Source organism: Schinkia acidoalkalinis, assembly GCF_054301215.1.
Genome location: NZ_CP182573.1, coordinates 24,641 through 45,172 on the forward strand (window position 1 = coordinate 24,641; position 20,532 = coordinate 45,172).

The window sequence follows — 20,532 nt, forward strand, 5'->3', positions numbered from 1 at the left end:
CTGCTATTATGATTTACTTTGATAGCAGGCCTAGCTTTTGTTCCCATTTTACTCAATAATATCTGATGACTTGGTATCAAATATAAGGGATAATGTGAGAAAGAGAACTCAGGTGATAAAATGATCCATACGTATTTAGGAGAAAATGACAGTATGAAAAAGAGGAAATAAATGATTACTACAAAAACCTACATCAAAGAATGGCAAAAAGCGCTGCATCAAGAGATTAATCACTTAAAAAAGTTTGGCGGAAGCCGTTATTCAGTAACAAATGGAAGGCTTTTATCAAATGATGGTCTTTATAGCTATTATTTTGATACCGCCATCTCATTAGGAATTCCAGTTGGTTCCTCCATTAAATTGGAATTTGGAACAATGAAAAGCAGCGGCAAAGTGCTTTCCTCGGAGGGCAGGGGGATTATTCTTGCGTTAGAACGGAACTTTGGCGACCTCGTTTCGGATGCATATCTGCTGCATGACCCTTGGGAACTGCTTGAACAATTAATAGAGCGCTTGGATGAAATAAAAAAAAGTAAACAAAAGCGACTTAGAGTGAAAAGGTTGATGAACCCATCCAAGGAAACCAAACATCCCGTCTCAAAAATCAAAAGTAATGTCCATGAACTGGTTTTGCGGTCCAAATACAATCCGGTCACGTTTGTTTGGGGTCCACCGGGCACCGGAAAAACATACACCTTGGCTAGAGTAGCAGCCAACAAATATTTTCAGAATAAAAAGGTGTTGGTATTGTCGCATAGCAATCAAGCTGTTGATGTATTGATGGGTGAACTGGCAGATTTTATTAAAAAGAAAGAAAGATTCCGTGAAGGGGATATTCTGAGGTACGGAGGGAATATTGGGGAATCTCTATCTGCCCATCAGGAAATTACCACCAATCTGCTCATTGAAAAGCAGGATCCCCGCCTTGCAATGGATAGAGCTAAACTATTTGAAGAAAGGCACCACTTAAAGCAAGATTTGGCTTATTCTTTCAGTAAACGTGATTCTGATTCTCTGCTGGAATTAGAAATACAGATAGCCAGGATGCTGGAAAAGGTTCGGAAGAAAGAAGTTCAATTACTAAAAGATGCCTTAATAGTCGGAACAACGCTGGCAAAGGCGGCTAGTGACAGCACTGTTTATGAACAGGATTATGACGTCATCATTCTCGATGAAGCAAGTATGGCCTATGTACCACAGGCAGCATTTGCCTCAGCCTTGGGAAAACGGGTGATTATATGCGGTGATTTCAAGCAATTGCCTCCGATTGCTTCAAGCAGAGATCCGCTTGTGGCCAAATGGTTGAAAGAGGATGTGTTCCATCAAGCGGGGGTGGTGGAAGGGTTACATGAAGGGAAGCTTCACCCGCAGCTTTTTTTATTAAAAGAACAGCGAAGAATGCATCCTGATATTTCCGCTTTTACCAATCGGTACATCTATCATTCACTAGTTGGGGATCATGAAAGTGTTCATAAAAGCAGAAACAAAATTGCAAGTCTTGATCCTTTTAAAGGACAAGCAGCCGTGTTGTTGGATACTAGCTTCACGGGATTGCATTGTTTGAATGACAAAATCACGAATTCCAGATTCAACCTATGGCAGCTGTTGCTGTCTTTCCAATTGGTTCATGAATCATACATAAGTGGGGCTAAATCAATCGGGTATGTAACACCATACCGGGCCCAAGCAAATCTGATGGAACTGCTTCTTGAGGATATATATGAGAATGAGCACAACCAGGCGGATATTATCGCGGCCACTGTTCACCGATTTCAGGGTAGTGAACGAGATGTGATGATATTTGATACGGTTGACAGCGAACCGCAAGACCGGGCAGGTATGCTGTTAATCGGGAAGGATAGTGAACGTCTAATTAATGTTGCCATCACGAGAACAAGGGGGAAATTTGTTCACGTCAGCAACATAAATTTTATAGAAAAGAATATTTATAAAGGAAAAACGTTGCGGCAACTCGTTGACCACCAGGTCCGGCATAAACAACCGGTAACAACGAAAGAAATTGGATCATGGATTCGTAACCAACACCAAAAATTGCGTTGGATTCATGCCCGAAAATTGGAAGCTGTTTTTCAGGATCTAAAATCGGCAAAGTCATCGATTATCATCTCCCTACCGGATGGAACCAATTTATCTGAGGAATGGAATAAACAATTACTAAATGGAGAAAAACAAGTAAAAGTGACTGTGATTTCCAATCAAAAGTGGAGTAACGTTGATGTTTGTCTGGACGGGAGCATTCCGTTTCCGTTTGTAATCATTGACGAGAAGGTTTTGTGGATGGGACTCCCCCTTGAAGGAGCCAGAGGAGTTCAACCTCCATATGTAGCGGCAAGACTGAGTTCCAGCAAGGTTTGTGAATACTTGTTAAAACAGATATAGAATGGAACAAGGGGACATTTGGTTCTTTTGAAAATTAAGGAGGAAAAGCTTTGTTTAATACAAATCAAAAAATCGTTCCGCATTTATGGTATGACAAGGATGCAAAAGAAGCAGCGGAATTTTATACTTCCATATTCCCTAACTCAAAGATTACAAATGTAACCACAATCCACGACACACCCTCAGGCGACTCCGATATAGTCTCTTTTGAGTTATGGGGGCAGAAGTTCAAAGCAATCAGCGCAGGACCTTATTTCAAGATCAATCCTTCAATTTCTTTCATAGTTAATTTTGATCCATCGCGAGAAAAGGACGCAGGTGAAAAAATAAATAGGATTTGGAACAATTTGTCTGAAGGTGGAACAGTGTTAATGCCACTTGATAAGTATCCCTTCAGTGAGAGGTATGGCTGGATTCAAGACAGGTATGGTTTGTCCTGGCAGTTAATGCTAACCAATCCAGAAGGTGAAGAGCGCCCTGAAATAGTGCCAACACTTTTGTTTGTCGGTGAAAAATGCGGCAAGGCGGAAGAGGCGATTCATTTTTATTTATCAGTCTTTAAGAACGCAAAGCAGGGACATATCGCCCGTTACCCTAAAGGTATGGAACCTGATAAAGAAGGGACCATTATGTTCTCCGATTTTAGCCTAGAAAATCTGTGGTTTGCCGCAATGGACAGTGCGCATGAGCATAAATTCAGTTTTAATGAGGCAATCTCATTTATGGTGTACTGTGACACACAAGAAGAGATTGATTACTACTGGGAAATGCTCTCAGCGGTTCCTGAAGCTGAGGAATGTGGTTGGCTGAAAGATAAGTATGGCTTATCATGGCAGATTGTGCCTACTGAAATGGACGTGATGATGAGAAAGGGTACACCTGAGCAAATTGCACGCGTAACAAAGGCATTTCTTAAAATGAAGAAATTTGATCTTGTAGAATTGCAGAAAGCATACAAGGGATAATGACATTTAAATCATACCGCAAAAGGAATGAAGAAAAATTCTATGAAAAAAGGAGTTTTTTTAGACCGGGATGGAGTGATTAATGAAGTATTAAGCCATCGGGTCAAATTCGTTAATAAACCTCATGAATTCCATTTGTTGGACGGAGTGGGAGACGCTATCCGCCAGTTGAATGAAAAGGGGCTTCCTGTATTTGTTGTCACCAATCAGGGCGGTATTGGCCTGGGATACATGAAAGAAACGGCACTTCACTTGATTCATGAGAAAATGCAGCAAGATTTAGCCCAATATGGGGCCAGGATTAACGATATTGCATATTGCCCACACAAACCGAAAGCCGGGTGTCGTTGCCGGAAACCTGAAGCGCAAATGCTTAGAGATTTAGCTGAAAAACATGATATCTCCTTGCCTGAAAGTATTATGGTGGGAGACCGGGAGCCTGACATTGCTGCAGGGAAAAAGGCTGGATGTAAAACCGTGTTTATTGGAACACAGCAAGAGAATCCCGGAGCAGATGTGGTATTTCCGAATCTGCTGTCGGCGGTACCATGGATGATCGACCAATAGAAAAAAGATCCTGCAAACTCGAAATAGGACAAAAGTACCATGTTTGCAAGTATTTACAGGTACAAAGCTTCACAGTTACATGTTATATTTTATTTACGCGATACGAAAGAAACAAATTATCGCGTAAGTTGCAATATCTTTGCACATGGGTTCGACTCCCATCATTTCCATTAACGATTTTTCATTGAACAATCCTGCAATGTGCGTGACCCATTCTTGTTTTAAACCGTACTATTTTTTCGGGATTCCTACATGTGTTGAATGATGCTATGCCTAATCTTTTAGGACTGCAGATAAGTCAATATGCGGAAACCCACCTGCGAGAGCGGGTTTTTAAAACAATTTGGGATACGGCATAGGTGGGACTCAATTTTTCTTTCGACATATATTATAAAAAATACATACCGTGGTATGCGGGGAGTCAGCGGTGCCCTGTAACTCGCAATCCGCTTTAGCGAGGCTTAATTCCTTCACAGCGGTATGACAGTGTAAGGTTTGCCTTATGTAAATGGTGTTGACCTTTGGAGTCCTCGCAACAGAAACCCATGAATTTGGTCAGGTCGGGAACGAAGCAGCCATAAATGGATATTTCTGTGTGTCGAAGGAGTGCTCTGAATGAGCCAGATATATAAGTAACACTTATATTGCCATATCAATGTCAGGTCCACGGTTTAACCTTAATCACATACAGAACAAAAATGCTGTTATGGCAACAAATATACATAGAGTAAAGGACTTTTGAGTTTTTTTACTATACCAATAGAATTATTTCAAAAAAACAATTGACAAGTAATCTATTAAGTATTATTCTTATAACTACATTAATTATTAAATGAATATGAATCTTCTTCTTATGAAGAGAGGTGGAGGGACTGGCCCTTTGATACCTCAGCAGCGGGTTTTATGTGATGACATAAAGCACTGTGCTAATTCCAGCAAATGCAGAATAGAGCATTTGGAAGATAAGAAGTGAGGTTTGCATAATTGTGAGCCCCATCTTCTTGTACTCCAAAGAAGATGGTTTTTTTATTAGGTACATATTCGGAATTTTTCGAAAAAACTAAAATAGTAAACCAACTATAGAAGGGAAGTGCTAGGATGATTCATTTTAACCATGTGACGAAAGTGTATGAGGGGAGTGAAGGGCCCATCAAAGCTGTCAATGATGTGGATTTAAAGATTGAGAAAGGTGAAATTTTTGGTGTAATTGGTTTCAGTGGGGCTGGTAAAAGTTCCTTGATCCGCTTGGTAAATATGTTGGAACGGCCAACCGAAGGGCGTGTTTTGATTAATGGTCAGAATATTGCTGATTTCACGAAACCCGAATTGCGCCAAGCAAGACGAAAGATTGGAATGATTTTTCAACATTTTAATCTATTGGAATCAAAAAATGTTTATCATAATGTAGCATTTCCTCTTTCACTAGCCGGAGTACCAAAAAAGGAAATTCAAAAGCGAGTGGAGGAAATACTAGAGTTTGTCGGTTTGGCTGATAAAGCGAAGCAATATCCTGACCAACTTTCCGGCGGACAAAAACAACGGGTGGGGATTGCACGTGCGCTGGCAACTTCTCCGGAAATTTTGCTTTGTGATGAGGCAACATCAGCGCTTGACCCGGAAACGACCAAATCTATATTAGATTTATTGCGCCGTGTTCGTGATGAATATAACATTACAATTTTGATGATCACTCATGAAATGAACGTGATTCGCGAAATTTGTGACCGCGTTGCTGTTATGGAGAGCGGCCGTGTGATTGAACAAGGGACTATTTTTAATGTTTTTTCCAACCCAACCCATCCGACAACTAGGAATTTTGTGAAGACAGTTATGCATGATGAAATTCCAGAGTCTATTTTGCAACTACTTGATGAACATGAAGGACGTCGCCATATTTACCGCTTGACCTTCGTTCAAGAGAATGCAGGTGAACCGGTTCTTTCTAGAGTTGCAAAGCGGTTTGATGTGGAAGTGAATGTTCTTTATGGCCAAATCACGGAGCTTCAAGGCGTGCCATTCGGCAATTTAATTGTCGAGCTACAAGGTCCAGAGGCTGAAATTCTGAAAGCTCTACATTACATACAAACTACTGTAAAAATTAAGGAGGTTACATCGAATGCAAGTTGATCTGCTTACCTTTTGGCCTAGAATTTTAGACGCAACCTACGAAACGCTTGCTATGGTAGGAATTGCATTAGTGTTTTCAGCCATTATTGGCCTACCTCTTGGAATTGCACTAGTTGTAACACGTCCAAACGGATTGTTGCAAAACAATGTGGTATTTAAATTGCTTGACACGGTTGTGAATATTTTTAGATCCATTCCGTTTATTATTCTACTTGTGGCCATCCTGCCGATTACCCGTTTTCTAGTTGGTACATCCATCGGTACGGCTGCAGCGGTTGTCCCGCTCGTATTTTACTCAGGTCCATATATTGCGAGACTTGTAGAGAGTAGTTTATTAGAAGTGAAGAAAGGCGTTGTTGAAGCCGCAGTGGCAATGGGAGCGAGTGAATGGCAAATTGTCTTCCGCGTACTTGTGCCTGAGGCGCTAAGCTCTCTTATATTAAACTTAACGATTGCGACAATCGGGTTGATAGGTGCCTCTGCAATGGCTGGTTTCGTTGGCGGCGGTGGACTTGGTGATTTGGCAATCGCCTATGGGTATCAGCGTTTTGAAACAGATATCATGATTATAACAGTGCTGTTACTTGTTGTACTGGTACAAGTTGTACAAACTGTTGGCAATCAATTATCACGAAAAATTCGCAGACGGTAAGCCTTAATTCAAGAGGATAGTAGTCATCAAGAATTTGAGCGCTATGGCCTGTGTTTTTTTAATAAAATATTTATGGAAAGATTTGCAGACTAGAGGAGGAAGACAGCATGAAGAAATTAATTGCATTACTTAGTTTTGTTTTGATTTTTGGTACTATTTTAGCAGGGTGCGGCAGCAAAGATACAGCATCCAATGACAAGGGAAGTGCTTCTAAGGAAGAAAGAGTCACTTTAAAGGTTGGTTTGAATGGCTCAGGTGTTCCAATTTGGGAAAAGGTGAAGGAAAAAGCTGCTAAAGAAGGCATCGATTTAGAACTAGTTGAGTTTTCTGATTATGTACAACCGAACTTAGCTCTAGCATCAGGCGATGTAGATTTAAACGCGATGCAGACTGTTTCTTACTTTAACGCTTTAATTAAGGATCAAAAATTGGATCTAGTTCCTATTGCAACAACATTGATTGCGCCAATGGGTATTTATTCTGATAAGTATAAGAATGTTAGTGAAATTCCTGATGGAGCCACAATTGCGATTCCAACTGAAGCTACAAACATGGGTCGTGCTCTTCTATTATTACAAAAAGCAGGCTTGATTGGTCTACCAGATGATTTTGATGGCAATGGAGATATTTCTAAAGTAACAAAAAATCCAAAGCATCTTGTATTACAAACAGTTGCTGACCCACAAACTCCACGCGTGTTACCTGACGTTGCAGCATCTGTAATTAACAATAACTTTGCCGTAGAGGCTGGGTTTACTCCTGTGAAGGATGCCATCTTTATTGAAGATGACACAGCTACAGATTATATCAATATCATTGCTGTACGTGCTGAAGATAAGGACAAAGAAGTGTTTAAAAAGTTGGTTAAAATTTATCAGCAAGATGATATTGCACAGCATATAAAAGATGTTTTTAATGATTCATTAATTCCGGTATTTGTTCCGCTTGAGCAAATTGGTTGGTAAGAGTAGGAGGAGGCGGTTTAGATGGCGATAATAACGAATGATCAAATCGCTGAGTTAGAAGATTTTGTTTTGAAGTCAATTGAAAAGAAACGTGAATCCTACGTTGATGTTAGTCATCAAATTCACGCCCGCCCTGAGATTGGGAATGAGGAAGTGTTTGCATCTGGATTGCTTTGTTCGTTGCTAGAGGAAGCAGGATTTGAGGTGACTCGAGGAATTCCTGAGCATGAGACAGCTTTTATTGCAAGAAAGGTTGCGGCTTCTGGTAAGCCAGGTCCAAAGATTGGCTATTTAGCGGAGTATGATGCTTTGCCTGGTTTAGGGCACGCTTGCGGTCATAATATTATTGGTACGACAAGCGTTGCGGCAGCGATTGCTATTGGAGAAGTGATTGATGAACTGGGCGGTGAGGTTGCAGTGCTTGGAACGCCTGCTGAAGAAGGTGGGCCAAATGGAAGTGCAAAGGGAACTTTTGTACGTTATGGCCTTGTTCAAGATTTTGATGCGTGTATGATGGTGCATCCGTTGGGTAAGACTTCTGGTTCGGCACCTACATTGGCAGTTGATCCAGTTGATTTTGAGTTTTTTGGAAAGCCAGCGCATGCTGCATCTAATCCGGAAGATGGTATTAATGCATTGGACGGTGTGATTCAGCTTTTCAACAGCATAAATGCGTTACGTCAGCATGTATCGGATGATGTTCGTATACATGGGATTATAGTAGATGGCGGAAAAGCGCCTAATATTGTTCCTGATTACGCACGGGCTCGCTTTTTTATTCGTGCGGCTACGCGTCCTGCATGTGATGAGGTCACACAGAAAGTTGAACGAATTGCGGAAGGAGCAGCCCTCGCAACTGGTTGTACGTTTAAAATGAACCGTATTCAAAATGGCGTTGATAATTTATATGTTACGCCACGTTTTGATGAGGTGTTCCGTGATAAAGTTGTTGGGCTTGGAGAAGCGTATAGTGTTGAGCCGAAGGGACTTGGCTCAACGGATGCCGGTAATATTAGCCAAGTTGTGCCGACCATTCATCCGTACATAAAAATTGGTCCGGAGAGCCTTGTTGCTCATACTGTTGAGTTTCGGGAAGCAGCAAAATCGGAAATAGGCGACCAAGCGTTAATTACAGGTGCTAAAGCACTTGCGTTAACGGGACTTGAGTTGTATGTTAAGCCTGACGTTTTGGTGGAAATCAAATCGCAACACTTGGCAAGGAAGCAGGATTAAATATTATATTTGAAGTATTTAGAGGATGGCTGCCCGCTATCCTCTTTTAAATGTTTTTTAGCTGAATGTCTTTTTGTGTATCTAAGCAGGAACTTCAAATTATATGTCGAATAATATTTAATTAGTGAAAGAAACTTACAATATTTTGACACATCTTCATTATGTTCCCCATGCTAAACTATCCACTATTTCCACAGATTCATTTTATACTACTTTTCATATCAAAGAGGTTACAGTACTATTTGATTAGCGCCATCATCTTGAGCTCCATGTATTTGGTTTGAGTGCATTCATGGTACAATGGAGAAAATACCGACGGAAATCAAAATTAATTTAACTATAGAAAGACAATACATTAAAAGGAGGAATTTGAGTGGCAGAACTAAAATTTGAAATTGTAGAACAAATTGCTGTACTTTCAGAATCACCAAAAGGCTGGACAAAAGAGCTTAATCTTATCAGTTGGAACGGTCGTGATCCAAAATATGATATTCGTGACTGGGCACCAAACCATGAAAAAATGGGGAAAGGTGTTACGTTGAGTAAGGAAGAACTGGATAAGTTGAAGGGACTCCTTCATTCCCTCTAATTAAGATCAAAAGCTTTAAAACAGTACCAACAATTTTTAAAATAAACGATACCTGGCTGGATTAGACAAATCAATAATAATTTGGCAGGAGGAATATGGATGAGTGAAAAAATACAGCAACAAATTTTAGAAGAACTTAAAAGTGTCAAAACTCAATTAGGAGAGCTTGGAAGCATCAAAACTCAATTGGGGGAGCTTGAAAGCATCAAAACTCAATTGGGGGAGCTTGAAAGCATCAAAACTCAATTGGGAGAACTTATTAGCATGAAATCTCAAATGGAAGAGAATACAAAATTAATTAAGGCAATTCATCATCGGCAAGAAGAAACTGATGCGAAAATAGAAAACCTTTCACTGGACGTGTACAAGCTACATGGTGAATTAATCTCTCTTAAAGAAGGACAAGAAAGGCAGGACAAAATTCTTGAATCCCTTGCAATGCGCTCACTGGAACAGGAGGCTGAGTTGCGAGATTTGAAGAGGATTAAATAATTTTAGCACGAGAAACGCTCAATCAAAAAATCAATAAAATATCTGCTCGATAAGGGCAGAATTTTTTTGTTTTTGTAGGCGATACCAATGGTCCGAATAATTGGGGGAGATATTTTCTTTTTTACAAGCTTGTAACTAACTCGTGTTAGAACAAGCTCCGGTAAGATGGAAATTCCAAGGCCGTTTTCGACCATTGACATAATGGTGTAATCATCGTGAACACGGTACTGTATATTCGGCTGTAATTCGTTTTGCTTAAAAATTTCCAGCGGTTCACTTAATTCCCCTTCATCCAAAAGGATAAACGGCTCGTAGGATAGTTCCTCTAACGTGATACTTTCCCTAGCTGCCAATGGATGATCACATGGCAAAACGGCAAGCATTTCGTCATCCTTTAAAGGAATAGTTGGAAGATCTGTTACGGCATCTGGATTGACAAAGCCAAAGTCGACGCTCCCATCCTTGATATTTTTTATGATACTAGTATATTCTCCTTGTTGTAGCTGAAAATGAACGGATGGATACATCACCTTAAAATCTTTGATTAACCGGGGCAGCCAATTACAGGATACGCTTGAGAAAGTTCCGATGCGAATAAATCCGCTTTCAAGGCCCTGCATTTCTTTTTTCTTCTCCAATAGCTCGCGATAGGCATTACTTATGTTCGTAATATATGGAAGAAATTGTTCCCCATCGGGTGTCAGACTGATTCCTTTCCGTGATCGGAAAATTAATGTTGTTGAGAGTTCGTCCTCTAAGGATTGGATCATTTGGCTAACAGCGGATTGTGTATATCCTAATTCCTCGGCTGCTTTGGTAAAACTTCCTTTTTCAATCACCTTCATAAAGACTTCATACTGTTTCATTTTTGCCTCCAATTAACATCAGAAATTCTAATGTATTAATCATATATATTAATTTTACTAATTGTCAAACGATATGATAAAATCAGAAATATTTGTTAGATATAACAACTTAGGGGGACAAAAGATGAATCCAAATTTTAAGGAGTGGAGAAGGGGTTTCAAAGATGGCATTCCCATTGCTCTTGGTTACTTAGCGGTTTCATTTACGTTTGGAATTATCGCTAAACAAGCGGGCTTAAATCCGTTTGAAGCGGTTTTTATGTCGGCGACAAACTTAACTTCTGCAGGACAATTTGCCGGACTTTCGTTGATTGCTACTACAGCAACGGTTATGGAAATTGCAATTACCCAGCTTATTATTAACTCAAGATATATCCTAATGTCATTTGCTTTCTCGCAAAAAATCGATCCAAACACATCTTTGTTTCACAGAATGATGATGGCTTATGGCATAACGGACGAGATTTTCGGCGCAGCAATGGCAACGAAGGGGAAACTAAATCCTTATTATACCTACGGATTGGTAAGCGTGGCGATGCCGGGTTGGGCACTAGGTACCTTTTTAGGAGTGGTTTCAGGAAATTTGTTGCCTGATAGAATTATTAGCGCATTATGCATTGCATTGTACGCCATGCTGTTAGCCGTTATCATTCCGCCCGCGAAGGGGAATAAATTGCTTTCTGGCATTATTTTAGTTTCCATGACAGCGAGCCTCTTGTTTGCGAAACTTCCTTCGCTTCATTCCATTTCTTCTGGTGTGAAAATCATTCTGTTAACGATCATAATTGCCGGAGCTGCTGCAGTTTTGTTTCCTGTAAAAGAGGAGGTGCGTCATGAGGGCTGAGATCAGTTTTTACATTATTATAATGGCTATCGTGACTTACCTTATCAGAGTGCTTCCATTAACTCTCATCAGAAAGGAAATCAAAAATACATTTATAAAATCATTTTTATATTACGTTCCTTTTGTAACCTTAGCCGTTATGGTTTTTCCAGCTATATTGGATGCTACTTCTTCGCAGATTTCTGCGTTAATTGGGTTTACTGTGGCCATTATTTTTGCGTATTTAGGAGGCAGCTTGTTCAAGGTTTCCATCGTTTCATGCTTTGCAGTATTTATAGTGGAGCTTTTTTTATAGAATAGGACAAGGCTAAGAGATCTATCGAGTGCTATAACTTTAGAGCTTGGATTTTGATATAATGTTAGATTTTTAATTTTAACACAAATCAGTTGTAGAGGTTGAGTTTCACAAAGTTTGTATTGACAAGTAAATATCGATTTTTTGGTACTTGGACATTGGCAAATTATATACTAGGCACTCCTATATATAGGCTAAAGCAACCATTAATTGGGCAACTTAACTAAAGACACGAACTTATATGATTTTCTATTCAAACAATTGTTCAACGTTGGAGTGATCTGCCTTGTCCAAACAGATGGTAAAAGTGATACCTAATTTATTTACAATTGGAAATTTATTGTGTGGTGTTCTGTCAATTACCTTTAATATGAGGGGGTTTTACGTAATAGCCGCAATTTTTATTTTTTTGTCGGCCTTTTTAGATCTTTTTGACGGAAGGATTGCAAGAAAATTAAAAGTGAATAGTGAGTTTGGAGTGGAATTGGATTCTCTAGCGGACATTGTAAGTTTTGGTGTGGCTCCCGCACTCTTGTTTCATTCGATAGCAGCACCATCTATCTTAACATCTTTGGTATTTATTCTTTTCCCAACGATGGGGGCATTAAGGTTAGCCAAGTTCAGTGTTAAACCCACGATTGGCTATTTTAATGGATTGCCCATTCCTGCAGCAGGATTGCCAATAGCCGGAATGAGTTTGTTTTCATACAGCAATGCATGGGTTACTTTACTACTTGCTCTCTTAATGGTAAGTCCAATTAGGGTTAAGAAGATTTGATTAAAAGAACACACAAGCCTCCTTGTGTGTTCTTCTTTTTTCCATATTAGGGGTCCCACCAACAAAAAGCGGAAAACATACGCTAAGCAATTTTCGACATAAAAAAGCCGATTTTTCCTAGGCTAAGGAATTATCGGCTTTTTTATGCCTTTATACTTCACTGCATAACAAGATGTGAATATTTGGATAAACATGGGAAGTTATATCCCATTAGTTATGTGGAGTTTGTAGCAAAGTCATTTCTATAAAAAATAATGGTTAGGTGAAAGGACAGTCCCAAAGATGGAATATTTTAGTGTGAAATTAGCATATGTCTACTTATGGGTTTAAGTAAATATTAATAAAATTTAGTGTGAATAATCATAGGAAAATTAAATTTTATTGAGGGAGAATAATTACTTATGATAAAAATTGCTTCGGGTGTAGACACAACTATCTATACTGTTATTTTTATTTTGGTTGCTATTTATGGAATATTTTTGACATTTTTTAAAAAGTGAATAATTTCACTAGCAATAGACAAAAAGTAGTTAGATAAAGTTGTATTTTTGAATAAGCATTTATGATTCTAAGCTAAAAATTAAAACATGGTTAGAGCTGAGCAGCAACAGTAGAGTTAACTTAACATAAAATGCCAAGTAACTCAACTGCGGTATGAGATATGGTATAATACCCCTTTCAATTGACAATTTTAAAAAATCCTGAATATTGGATGATGAATGTCTGCTCAATTGTTTATAACGGTAATTCTATTTGTTGTTTGTACATCCCAAGGAATACTGTAGGATTTTTCATCAAATATCGTGAAGGGATTTTCTATTAAAGCAATAAATAAATTTTCATTTTTATTACTTTTATTAATTGTAAAATTAAATGGGATACTCGAAACTCCTTTATTTTTCGACCGATAAAATTCAACATGTTCGAGTGTTTTACTATTAAAAGTCAAAATTGCATAATTTGTGTTAATTTTTGTAGAGAAGTTTATCCATAAGGGGAATTTTTCTTGGCCAACTCTAGTAATAATTTCACCTTTTATTGTCTTTCTCGGTTCAATTGATACAAATAATGGCATTTCCTCTTCTGTTTGTTCAATATTTAAATTTTTATATGATATATAATTTTTGCTTTGTTGGTTACCTACAATTAGTGTTGTCCTTTTAACAACATTAAAATGTCCTGGTGGAAAAAACTTCGGTTTACTTAAGGGGTCATCTGGTCTTCTTATACTAAAAACAATAAAATCATGCATTCCATTGGAAAGGTTGTTTAATTCTATATTTACTTTTTTTTCTTCACCTGGTTTTAATAAAATATCAATATAGTTTACTTGATTATTATTATATTGAATATCAGCCTGTTCATAATCCAAGACAAATAAGAGCCGAAATAAGTTCTCCTTAATATCTCGATTATGTATTGAAATACTTGGTTGAAATGAATTCCTCTTATTAAGAATAAAAGTAGTATTTAAATTAGATAGAGCCGTGTTTTCATCAAATAATCCTAAAGTTGTTCCTACCACCGGTGCATTTTTTGTTTCTGGGACAGTTTCATGTATTTTATTTGGATTTTTGGTGGTCTGTTGATTTGGAAAATGGATATTATAAACTATAAAAATAATAATAAAGATAATAATAGTAAGAACAAAGGGTATTTTCATATTTTTCATTAAACCACCTCATCTAAAGTAGATAATCCACCTTTTGGGCGGATTATCTATTTATTACTTTTTACAAATCATCATCTATTGTTCGGTCTATTATAATTTGCCCGTACATATCCATAACATAGTGATCAGAATCACTATAATAAGTATTACTAGTTTGATATTTTCCCCCATCTGAGACGGCTATTGCCGATACTTTATTAAATTGTTCATCCGTATTCCAATCAATTATTTCATCATTTTTGTGAAGGTAGTTCGCAACTTTTAAATGAGAACACGGTTGACTACATACATTTGTTCCATAAGACGCTACTGTGCCTTCCCATAGATAAGCATTAGTCTCAATACTTACTAATGTTCCCGCTTGAATACCCACCTCACCTGATAACGTCTCGCTTGAAAGGAAGTATTCTTTACTATCGGCAACACTATTTTTCTTTCCGTACTCAACTGAATCAGTTTCCACATCCTTAACTTTAGCATAAGATACATTCGTGAAGACAGTAAAAATTAAACCAACAGACATTAGGATTGAGCAAATTTTTCTCATAAGACATTCCTCCAATATTTTATTTGTTATTTGTCAAAATTAAAGACAATAGTATAAACTTCTATATTTATTGCAAAACTCCTTTAATAAACGCTTGAAATTTTTGGTAAATCAAACTAATTGCATACAATGCTATTAAGTAGGTAGAGTTTCGACATATTTTTTAAAATTTGATTAGTTGAATCAACAAATAATCCTATACTGTTATCGAGTAAAGTTTTGTTTAACTCTTAATTGTTAAAAAATAATAGTATTAGATTTTCACCTAATACTATTAATCGTGTACAGCAACTCATCAATTTCTGAACACATAAAAATATCAATAGTTTTCTAGCTTTCTATATTCTATAAGTGTTCATAAACTCAGTAAACAAATCTATGTTCAGATATTATCCCTGAAAGTAAGTTATGTTACACTAAAATAGGAAAATTAAAAATCAAGGGGAGAAATTAATGAAGGTAGGATATGCGCGTGTTTCGACAGGCGTTCAAAATCTCGATTTACAACTGGATGCTCTTAGGGAACATGGTTGTGAAGAAATATTTACCGATAAATTAAGTGGTGTCAAAGATAAAAGACAAGGATTGGAAGAAGCTCTTCGATTTGTACGATCTGGTGATACCTTAGTAGTTTGGCGCTTAGATCGATTAGGGAGAAATATGCAACATTTAATTAAAATTGTGAACGACCTTAATGATCGAGGTATTAGTTTCCATAGCCTACAGGAGAACATCACGATGGACAAAGCTAGCGCAACGGGACAACTTATGTTTCATCTTTTTGCAGCTTTTGCTGAATTTGAGCGTAATCTTATTCATGAGCGTTCAGCAGCTGGGCGTGCTGCAGCAAGAGCCAGGGGCCGTTTAGGAGGAAGACCCGAGAAGTTAGATAAGAAAGAATTAGAAATGTTAAAGACATTGGTGACAAGTGGGACTCCCATTACGGATATTGCTCAAATGTGGGGAGTTTCAAGAACAACTGTTTATAGATATTTGGAAAAGAATTAAATCTTTGCTTGTGAAGGGATGAGGAAAGGATGGCATCAAGAGGGAAAGAATTACTTACAGCAGACCAAAGAGCAGAATTTGTAAAAATACCGGCTGATATGACCGAACGGGAACTAGAAACTTACTATACTTTTTCGCAATATGACCTTGAAATTATTAAACGACATAGAAGAGACCATAATCGTCTTGGATTTGCTGTCCAATTATGTGTCTTACGCTATCCGGGATGGTCTCTTTCTGATGTCGAGCCTATTCCAGAATATGTAATTCAATACATAGCTCGACAAATAGATGCTAATCCTGATTCTTTTTCTTTATATGCCCAACGAGATCCAACGAAACATGAACATATGGAAGAAATTCGACAGGAATATGGATATCAGAATTTTTCTGCAAGTAAATATCGGGAAGTGGCTCATTATCTTTTGAAACACGCTCTTCAAAATGGGAATTCTATGTATCTACTTCGAACTGTTCAAGAAGAACTTAGGAATCGAAAAATAATCCTCCCTGGTATGACTACAATAGAGCGACTTGTATGGGAAACTCGTCGGAGGGCAGAAGAAAAGATCTTTAAATCTTTAACTGCCACTCTATCACCGTGGCAGAAACATAAATTAGATAAACTTATTGATCCTTTTGTGGAAAATAGAAAAACTCCATTAGCATGGTTGAAAGAACTTCCCGGCCAATCATCACCAGAAGCCTTTCTGAAAGTAATAGAACGTCTGGAATATATTCGGGATTTAAAGCTTCCTGGCACACAGGAAGTTCATCCTAATCGCTTACTTCAATTATCCCGTATTGGGGCCCGTTATGAACCCCATTCTTTTAGAAGATTTAAAGAAAACAAGAAATATGCGATTCTTGTAACATATCTTATGACACTCAGTCAGGATTTAATTGATCAAGCAATTGAAATTCATGATCGACAAATGATGATTCTACAGTCGAAAGGTCGTAAGACACAAGACGAAATGCAAAAACAAAACGGAAAAGCAGTTAATGAAAAAGTTGTTCATTTTGCCGATATTGGAGCTGCGCTCATTCAAGCAAGAGATGAAGGTCTTGATCCATTTAGCACCATAGAAAAGGTAATGCCATGGGATAAAATCGTTGTTTCCGTTGAAGAAGCGAAAAAATTAGCCCGCCCAATGGATTATGACTATCTCGATTTATTAGAAAATCGCTTTTCTTATCTGAGAAAGTACACCCCTACTTTACTTAAGTCGCTTGAATTCCGCTCTACTCAAGCTGCTGAACCATTATTACGTGCTTTAAAAATATTGAATGAAATGAATGAATCTGGAAAAAGAAGAGTTTCGGAAGGAGCTCCATTAGATTTTGTCCCAAAGCGATGGCAAAAGCATGTATATGATGAGGAAGGAACAATTAATCGACATTATTATGAAATTGCTGCCCTTAACGAATTGAGAAATCATATTCGTTCTGGTGATGTATATGTAATCGGTAGTAGACTTCATAAAGACTTTGAAGAGTATCTTGTTTCTAAAGGTGAATGGACAACGACTCATCTTTCTGAAACCAGACTGGCAGTACAATCGTCAGCAGAGGAATATCTTGAAGAAAGAAGACAAGCTCTTGCTAAACGACTTACGTGGGTCTCAAATAATCTTGATGGTCTTGAAGGAATAAATATTAAAAAAGATAAGCTTAGAGTTGATCGTTTAGAACGGGATACCCCAGTAGAAGCGCGGAATTTTAGTCTATCCTTATATAATATGCTGCCAAGGATTAAACTTACTGATCTATTAATGGAAGTGGCCCATTGGACGAAATTTGATGAAATGCTAATACATGCTTCAACAAATCGCCCTCCAAAAGGAGAAGAAAAAGTTATCCTAATGGCTGCACTTATGGCAATGGGAACCAATATCGGATTGACAAAAATGGCAGATGCTACACCTGGAATAACCTATCACCAGATGGCAAATGCAGCACAATGGCGCTTGTATGATGATGCCCTAAACAGAGCGCAGGCAACTTTGGTAAATTTCCAACATAAGCTTGCGCTATCTTCTTATTGGGGAGATGGCAGCACCTCATCATCGGATGGAATGCGCGTACAAGTGGGTGTCTCATCGCTACATGCTGAATCTAATCCACACTACGGCACTGGGAAAGGAGCAACAATATATAGGTTTACAAGTGACCAGTTTTCGACTTTTTACACAAAAGTTATTAATACTAATGCAAGAGATGCTGTACATGTCATTGATGGATTACTCCATCATGAGACAGAATTGAATATTGAAGAGCATTATACTGATACAGCTGGCTATACAGATCAAGTTTTTGGTTTGAGCCATTTGTTGGGATTTCGTTTTGCACCCCGGCTTCGTGATTTAGCTGATGCCAAACTATACACGATTCAAAAACCAAGCGAATTCCCCACATTAGAAAATTTACTTCGTGGACGAATTAATACAAAAATGATTTGCGAAAACTTTGATGACGTGCTTCGTTTAGCACATTCGATTCGAGAAGGAAAAGTGTCCGGTTCTCTAATTATGGGGAAATTAGGCTCCTATGCTAGACAAAATAAACTCGCTACTGCTTTACGAGAAATGGGAAGAATAGAAAAGACAATTTTTATATTGGATTACATATCTAATGAGGCCCTGCGTCGTCGTATTCAGCGAGGATTAAATAAAGGCGAAGCGATGAACAGCCTCGCCAGAGCCTTGTTCTTCGGGAAACGAGGCGAATTACGGGAAAGAGGATTACAAGACCAACTTCAACGTGCAAGTGCTTTGAATATTATAATTAACGCTATTAGTGTATGGAACACTGTATATCTTACTGAAGCCACAAAATTGCTTAAAGAAAAAGGAACTTTACGGGAAGATTTACTAAAACATATTTCCCCATTGGGATGGGAACATATTAATTTTCTTGGGGAATACACCTTTGATATGAAGAAAATAACAAGTTTAGATTCACTCCGTCCCCTTATCCTATAATATAAAGTCGATGATTCCTTAGCGTAGGAAAAATCGGCTTTTTACATGTCGAAATTTGCTTAGCGTATGTTTTGCGCTTTTTGTTGGTGGGACCCCTATTAATCAATCTTAAGCATTATGGTATTTGTACAACCAAAGAATACCAGACTTTATAAAGCGGGCAAATCTTCCCGTAACTGGTCGTTCTGCGACAAGACCAAATCCATGTTTTTTTCCAAGAGAGCCGAGAATTCCCTTTAGTTTGATTGTTGGCAATGCTTCAGGTAACTCCTCATTTTTCCAGCGTTTTAATAAAATATCAACAATTTGTTCTGCTTGACCTTCCGCCAACTGAGCGCTTGGAGCATGAGGCAGACTTGCACAGTCACCAACTACATATACATGCTCATTATTTGGAATATTATGGTGTATTGTTAATACGATTCGACCATTCCGATCTTTTTCTACAGGCATGTCCCGAACGACTTTATTAGATTGAATGCCCGCTGTCCAGACAATAGCATCACTGGCAATCGATTCGCTGTGATTATAAAGTAAATTTGGTTCAACTTTTGTAATATTTGAATCGCTTACGATTTCAACACCATGTGAATTAAACCATTCTTCTACGTATTTACTTAAACGAACGGGATAGGTAGATAAAATGTGTTTCCCCCGGTCGAATAATTTAATATTCAAATCGGGGCGGCTCTCATGAAGTTCACTAGCTAATTCAACACCGCTTAATCCTGCACCAACAATGCTGACAGTTGACCCAGCAGGTAAATCATTGAGGGCTTTGTATGTTTCACGAGATTTATCAATAGATTGGATGCTGTAAGTGTTCTCTTCTGCACCAGGAACATTGTGATAGTTATCTTCACAGCCCAACCCTATAATAAGATCGTCATAAGGGATTGGTTCCATGTCTTTCATAAGAACCTTTTTCTCATTTAAATCAAACCCTTCCACTTCTCCATATGCAATTTTTAACATTGGGTGTTCGGGAAAAGCCACACGTACATCTTGATCAGAAATAGTCCCAGCTGCTAGTGCATAATATTCCGTTTTTAAGCAATGGTAGGGATTTCGATCAATAAGTGTGATTGTTACATCTTCAGGAAGCTGATTTGGTAAAAAACGGGCAAGTACCCTCATCCCGCCATAGCCGCCACCTACAACCACAAGATTTTTCATTTTTTTGATACTCCTTTTCATCTTCAATTTTCAGTAAAGTTTTAGTTGGGGAAATTTGTGAAATATGAAACGATTGAAATAAAAAATAAGCCTCGGAGTTGAAAACTTTTTATATCTTTAAGTTTATTTAATACCAATGAAAGTATAACGAAAATATGTCTAAATAACAACAATTATGTTGCGGAATTTTTACAAATATGTTTCTGAATAGAAAATACGTTTGACAAATGAATTTAAAAGTGCTTTTGAAGTTCAGAGCGCTTCAACTATATATAGGTGTCTTTTTTACTTCTTAACCCCCAAAAACCTCAGTTATCATTCGAATAATTTTTAAGCAATAATTATAAATCATGAGCAACTTTATTACGCCAT

Annotated in this window: 18 protein-coding genes, 2 other RNA genes and 1 riboswitch; of the genes, 16 read left to right on the forward strand and 4 right to left on the reverse strand. The window is 38.0% G+C overall.

Annotated features, from left to right (window positions below):
* Positions 1–171 precede the first annotated feature (171 nt).
* The 11 genes from ACNQFZ_RS00130 (at position 172) to ACNQFZ_RS00180 (ending at position 9,990) form a co-directional block, all read left to right on the forward strand.
* Positions 172–2,400, forward strand: coding sequence for an AAA domain-containing protein (locus tag ACNQFZ_RS00130; protein ID WP_458413345.1), 2,229 nt, complete (start codon positions 172–174; stop codon positions 2,398–2,400).
* Positions 2,401–2,450: 50 nt separating this feature from the next.
* On the forward strand, positions 2,451–3,365 hold the full coding sequence (locus ACNQFZ_RS00135) for a VOC family protein (protein WP_458413346.1): 915 nt from the start codon (positions 2,451–2,453) through the stop codon (positions 3,363–3,365).
* A 42-nt stretch (positions 3,366–3,407) separates the two neighbouring features.
* The gene (locus ACNQFZ_RS00140; RefSeq protein WP_458413347.1) at positions 3,408–3,932 is read left to right on the forward strand and encodes a D-glycero-alpha-D-manno-heptose-1,7-bisphosphate 7-phosphatase; all 525 of its coding nucleotides are present in this window, start codon (positions 3,408–3,410) and stop codon (positions 3,930–3,932) included.
* 188 nt (positions 3,933–4,120) lie between these two features.
* Positions 4,121–4,302, forward strand: a non-coding RNA gene (ssrS, locus tag ACNQFZ_RS00145) — 6S RNA.
* A 34-nt stretch (positions 4,303–4,336) separates the two neighbouring features.
* Positions 4,337–4,602: signal recognition particle sRNA large type (gene ffs / locus ACNQFZ_RS00150), an RNA gene on the forward strand.
* A gap of 178 nt (positions 4,603–4,780) precedes the next feature.
* Positions 4,781–4,901, forward strand: a riboswitch (SAM riboswitch).
* Positions 4,902–5,030: 129 nt separating this feature from the next.
* Positions 5,031–6,059, forward strand: a complete 1,029-nt coding sequence (locus ACNQFZ_RS00155; protein WP_458413348.1) for a methionine ABC transporter ATP-binding protein — start codon at positions 5,031–5,033, stop codon at positions 6,057–6,059.
* Positions 6,049–6,711 (forward strand): methionine ABC transporter permease, encoded by a 663-nt coding sequence (locus tag ACNQFZ_RS00160; RefSeq protein ID WP_458413349.1) that lies wholly within the window; start codon positions 6,049–6,051, stop codon positions 6,709–6,711. The genes ACNQFZ_RS00155 and ACNQFZ_RS00160 overlap by 11 nt, the downstream gene beginning before the upstream one ends.
* A gap of 107 nt (positions 6,712–6,818) precedes the next feature.
* The gene (locus tag ACNQFZ_RS00165) at positions 6,819–7,676 is read left to right on the forward strand and encodes a MetQ/NlpA family ABC transporter substrate-binding protein (RefSeq protein ID WP_458413350.1); all 858 of its coding nucleotides are present in this window, start codon (positions 6,819–6,821) and stop codon (positions 7,674–7,676) included.
* Between the two features lie 21 nt (positions 7,677–7,697).
* Positions 7,698–8,909, forward strand: a complete 1,212-nt coding sequence (locus tag ACNQFZ_RS00170) for a M20 family metallopeptidase (protein WP_458413351.1) — start codon at positions 7,698–7,700, stop codon at positions 8,907–8,909.
* A 373-nt stretch (positions 8,910–9,282) separates the two neighbouring features.
* Positions 9,283–9,498 (forward strand): YdbC family protein, encoded by a 216-nt coding sequence (locus tag ACNQFZ_RS00175; RefSeq protein ID WP_458413352.1) that lies wholly within the window; start codon positions 9,283–9,285, stop codon positions 9,496–9,498.
* Positions 9,499–9,597: 99 nt separating this feature from the next.
* On the forward strand, positions 9,598–9,990 hold the full coding sequence (locus ACNQFZ_RS00180; protein ID WP_458413353.1) for a hypothetical protein: 393 nt from the start codon (positions 9,598–9,600) through the stop codon (positions 9,988–9,990).
* 2 nt (positions 9,991–9,992) lie between these two features.
* On the opposite strand, the gene ACNQFZ_RS00185 is transcribed toward ACNQFZ_RS00180, so the two are convergent.
* Positions 9,993–10,856, reverse strand: coding sequence for a LysR family transcriptional regulator (locus tag ACNQFZ_RS00185; RefSeq protein ID WP_458413354.1), 864 nt, complete (start codon positions 10,854–10,856; stop codon positions 9,993–9,995).
* A gap of 124 nt (positions 10,857–10,980) precedes the next feature.
* On the opposite strand from ACNQFZ_RS00185, the gene ACNQFZ_RS00190 reads away from it, so the two are divergent.
* From ACNQFZ_RS00190 to pssA, 3 genes are all read left to right on the forward strand, one after another.
* Positions 10,981–11,700: an AzlC family ABC transporter permease gene (locus ACNQFZ_RS00190; protein WP_458413355.1), complete on the forward strand. Its 720-nt coding sequence runs from the start codon at positions 10,981–10,983 to the stop codon at positions 11,698–11,700.
* Positions 11,690–11,995: an AzlD domain-containing protein gene (locus ACNQFZ_RS00195; protein WP_458413356.1), complete on the forward strand. Its 306-nt coding sequence runs from the start codon at positions 11,690–11,692 to the stop codon at positions 11,993–11,995. Before ACNQFZ_RS00190 ends, ACNQFZ_RS00195 begins: the two co-directional genes overlap by 11 nt.
* 298 nt (positions 11,996–12,293) lie before the next feature.
* A complete protein-coding gene (gene pssA / locus ACNQFZ_RS00200) occupies positions 12,294–12,773 on the forward strand; it encodes a CDP-diacylglycerol--serine O-phosphatidyltransferase (RefSeq protein WP_458415264.1) in 480 nt (159 codons plus the stop codon).
* Positions 12,774–13,500: 727 nt separating this feature from the next.
* Here pssA and ACNQFZ_RS00205 read toward each other — a convergent pair.
* Together ACNQFZ_RS00205 and ACNQFZ_RS00210 are read right to left on the reverse strand one after the other, a co-directional pair.
* Positions 13,501–14,445, reverse strand: a complete 945-nt coding sequence (locus ACNQFZ_RS00205; protein ID WP_458413357.1) for a hypothetical protein — start codon at positions 14,443–14,445, stop codon at positions 13,501–13,503.
* 61 nt (positions 14,446–14,506) lie between these two features.
* A complete protein-coding gene (locus ACNQFZ_RS00210; RefSeq protein WP_458413358.1) occupies positions 14,507–14,992 on the reverse strand; it encodes a hypothetical protein in 486 nt (161 codons plus the stop codon).
* Between the two features lie 453 nt (positions 14,993–15,445).
* On the opposite strand from ACNQFZ_RS00210, the gene ACNQFZ_RS00215 reads away from it, so the two are divergent.
* Together ACNQFZ_RS00215 and ACNQFZ_RS00220 are read left to right on the forward strand one after the other, a co-directional pair.
* Positions 15,446–16,000 (forward strand): recombinase family protein, encoded by a 555-nt coding sequence (locus tag ACNQFZ_RS00215; RefSeq protein ID WP_458413359.1) that lies wholly within the window; start codon positions 15,446–15,448, stop codon positions 15,998–16,000.
* 29 nt (positions 16,001–16,029) lie between these two features.
* Positions 16,030–18,984, forward strand: coding sequence for a Tn3 family transposase (locus ACNQFZ_RS00220; RefSeq protein ID WP_458413360.1), 2,955 nt, complete (start codon positions 16,030–16,032; stop codon positions 18,982–18,984).
* Between the two features lie 108 nt (positions 18,985–19,092).
* Here the strand turns inward: ACNQFZ_RS00220 and ACNQFZ_RS00225 are convergent, their stop codons facing one another.
* Complete coding sequence (locus ACNQFZ_RS00225) at positions 19,093–20,160, reverse strand: NAD(P)/FAD-dependent oxidoreductase (protein WP_458413361.1); 1,068 nt, start codon at positions 20,158–20,160, stop codon at positions 19,093–19,095.
* Positions 20,161–20,532 lie beyond the last annotated feature (372 nt).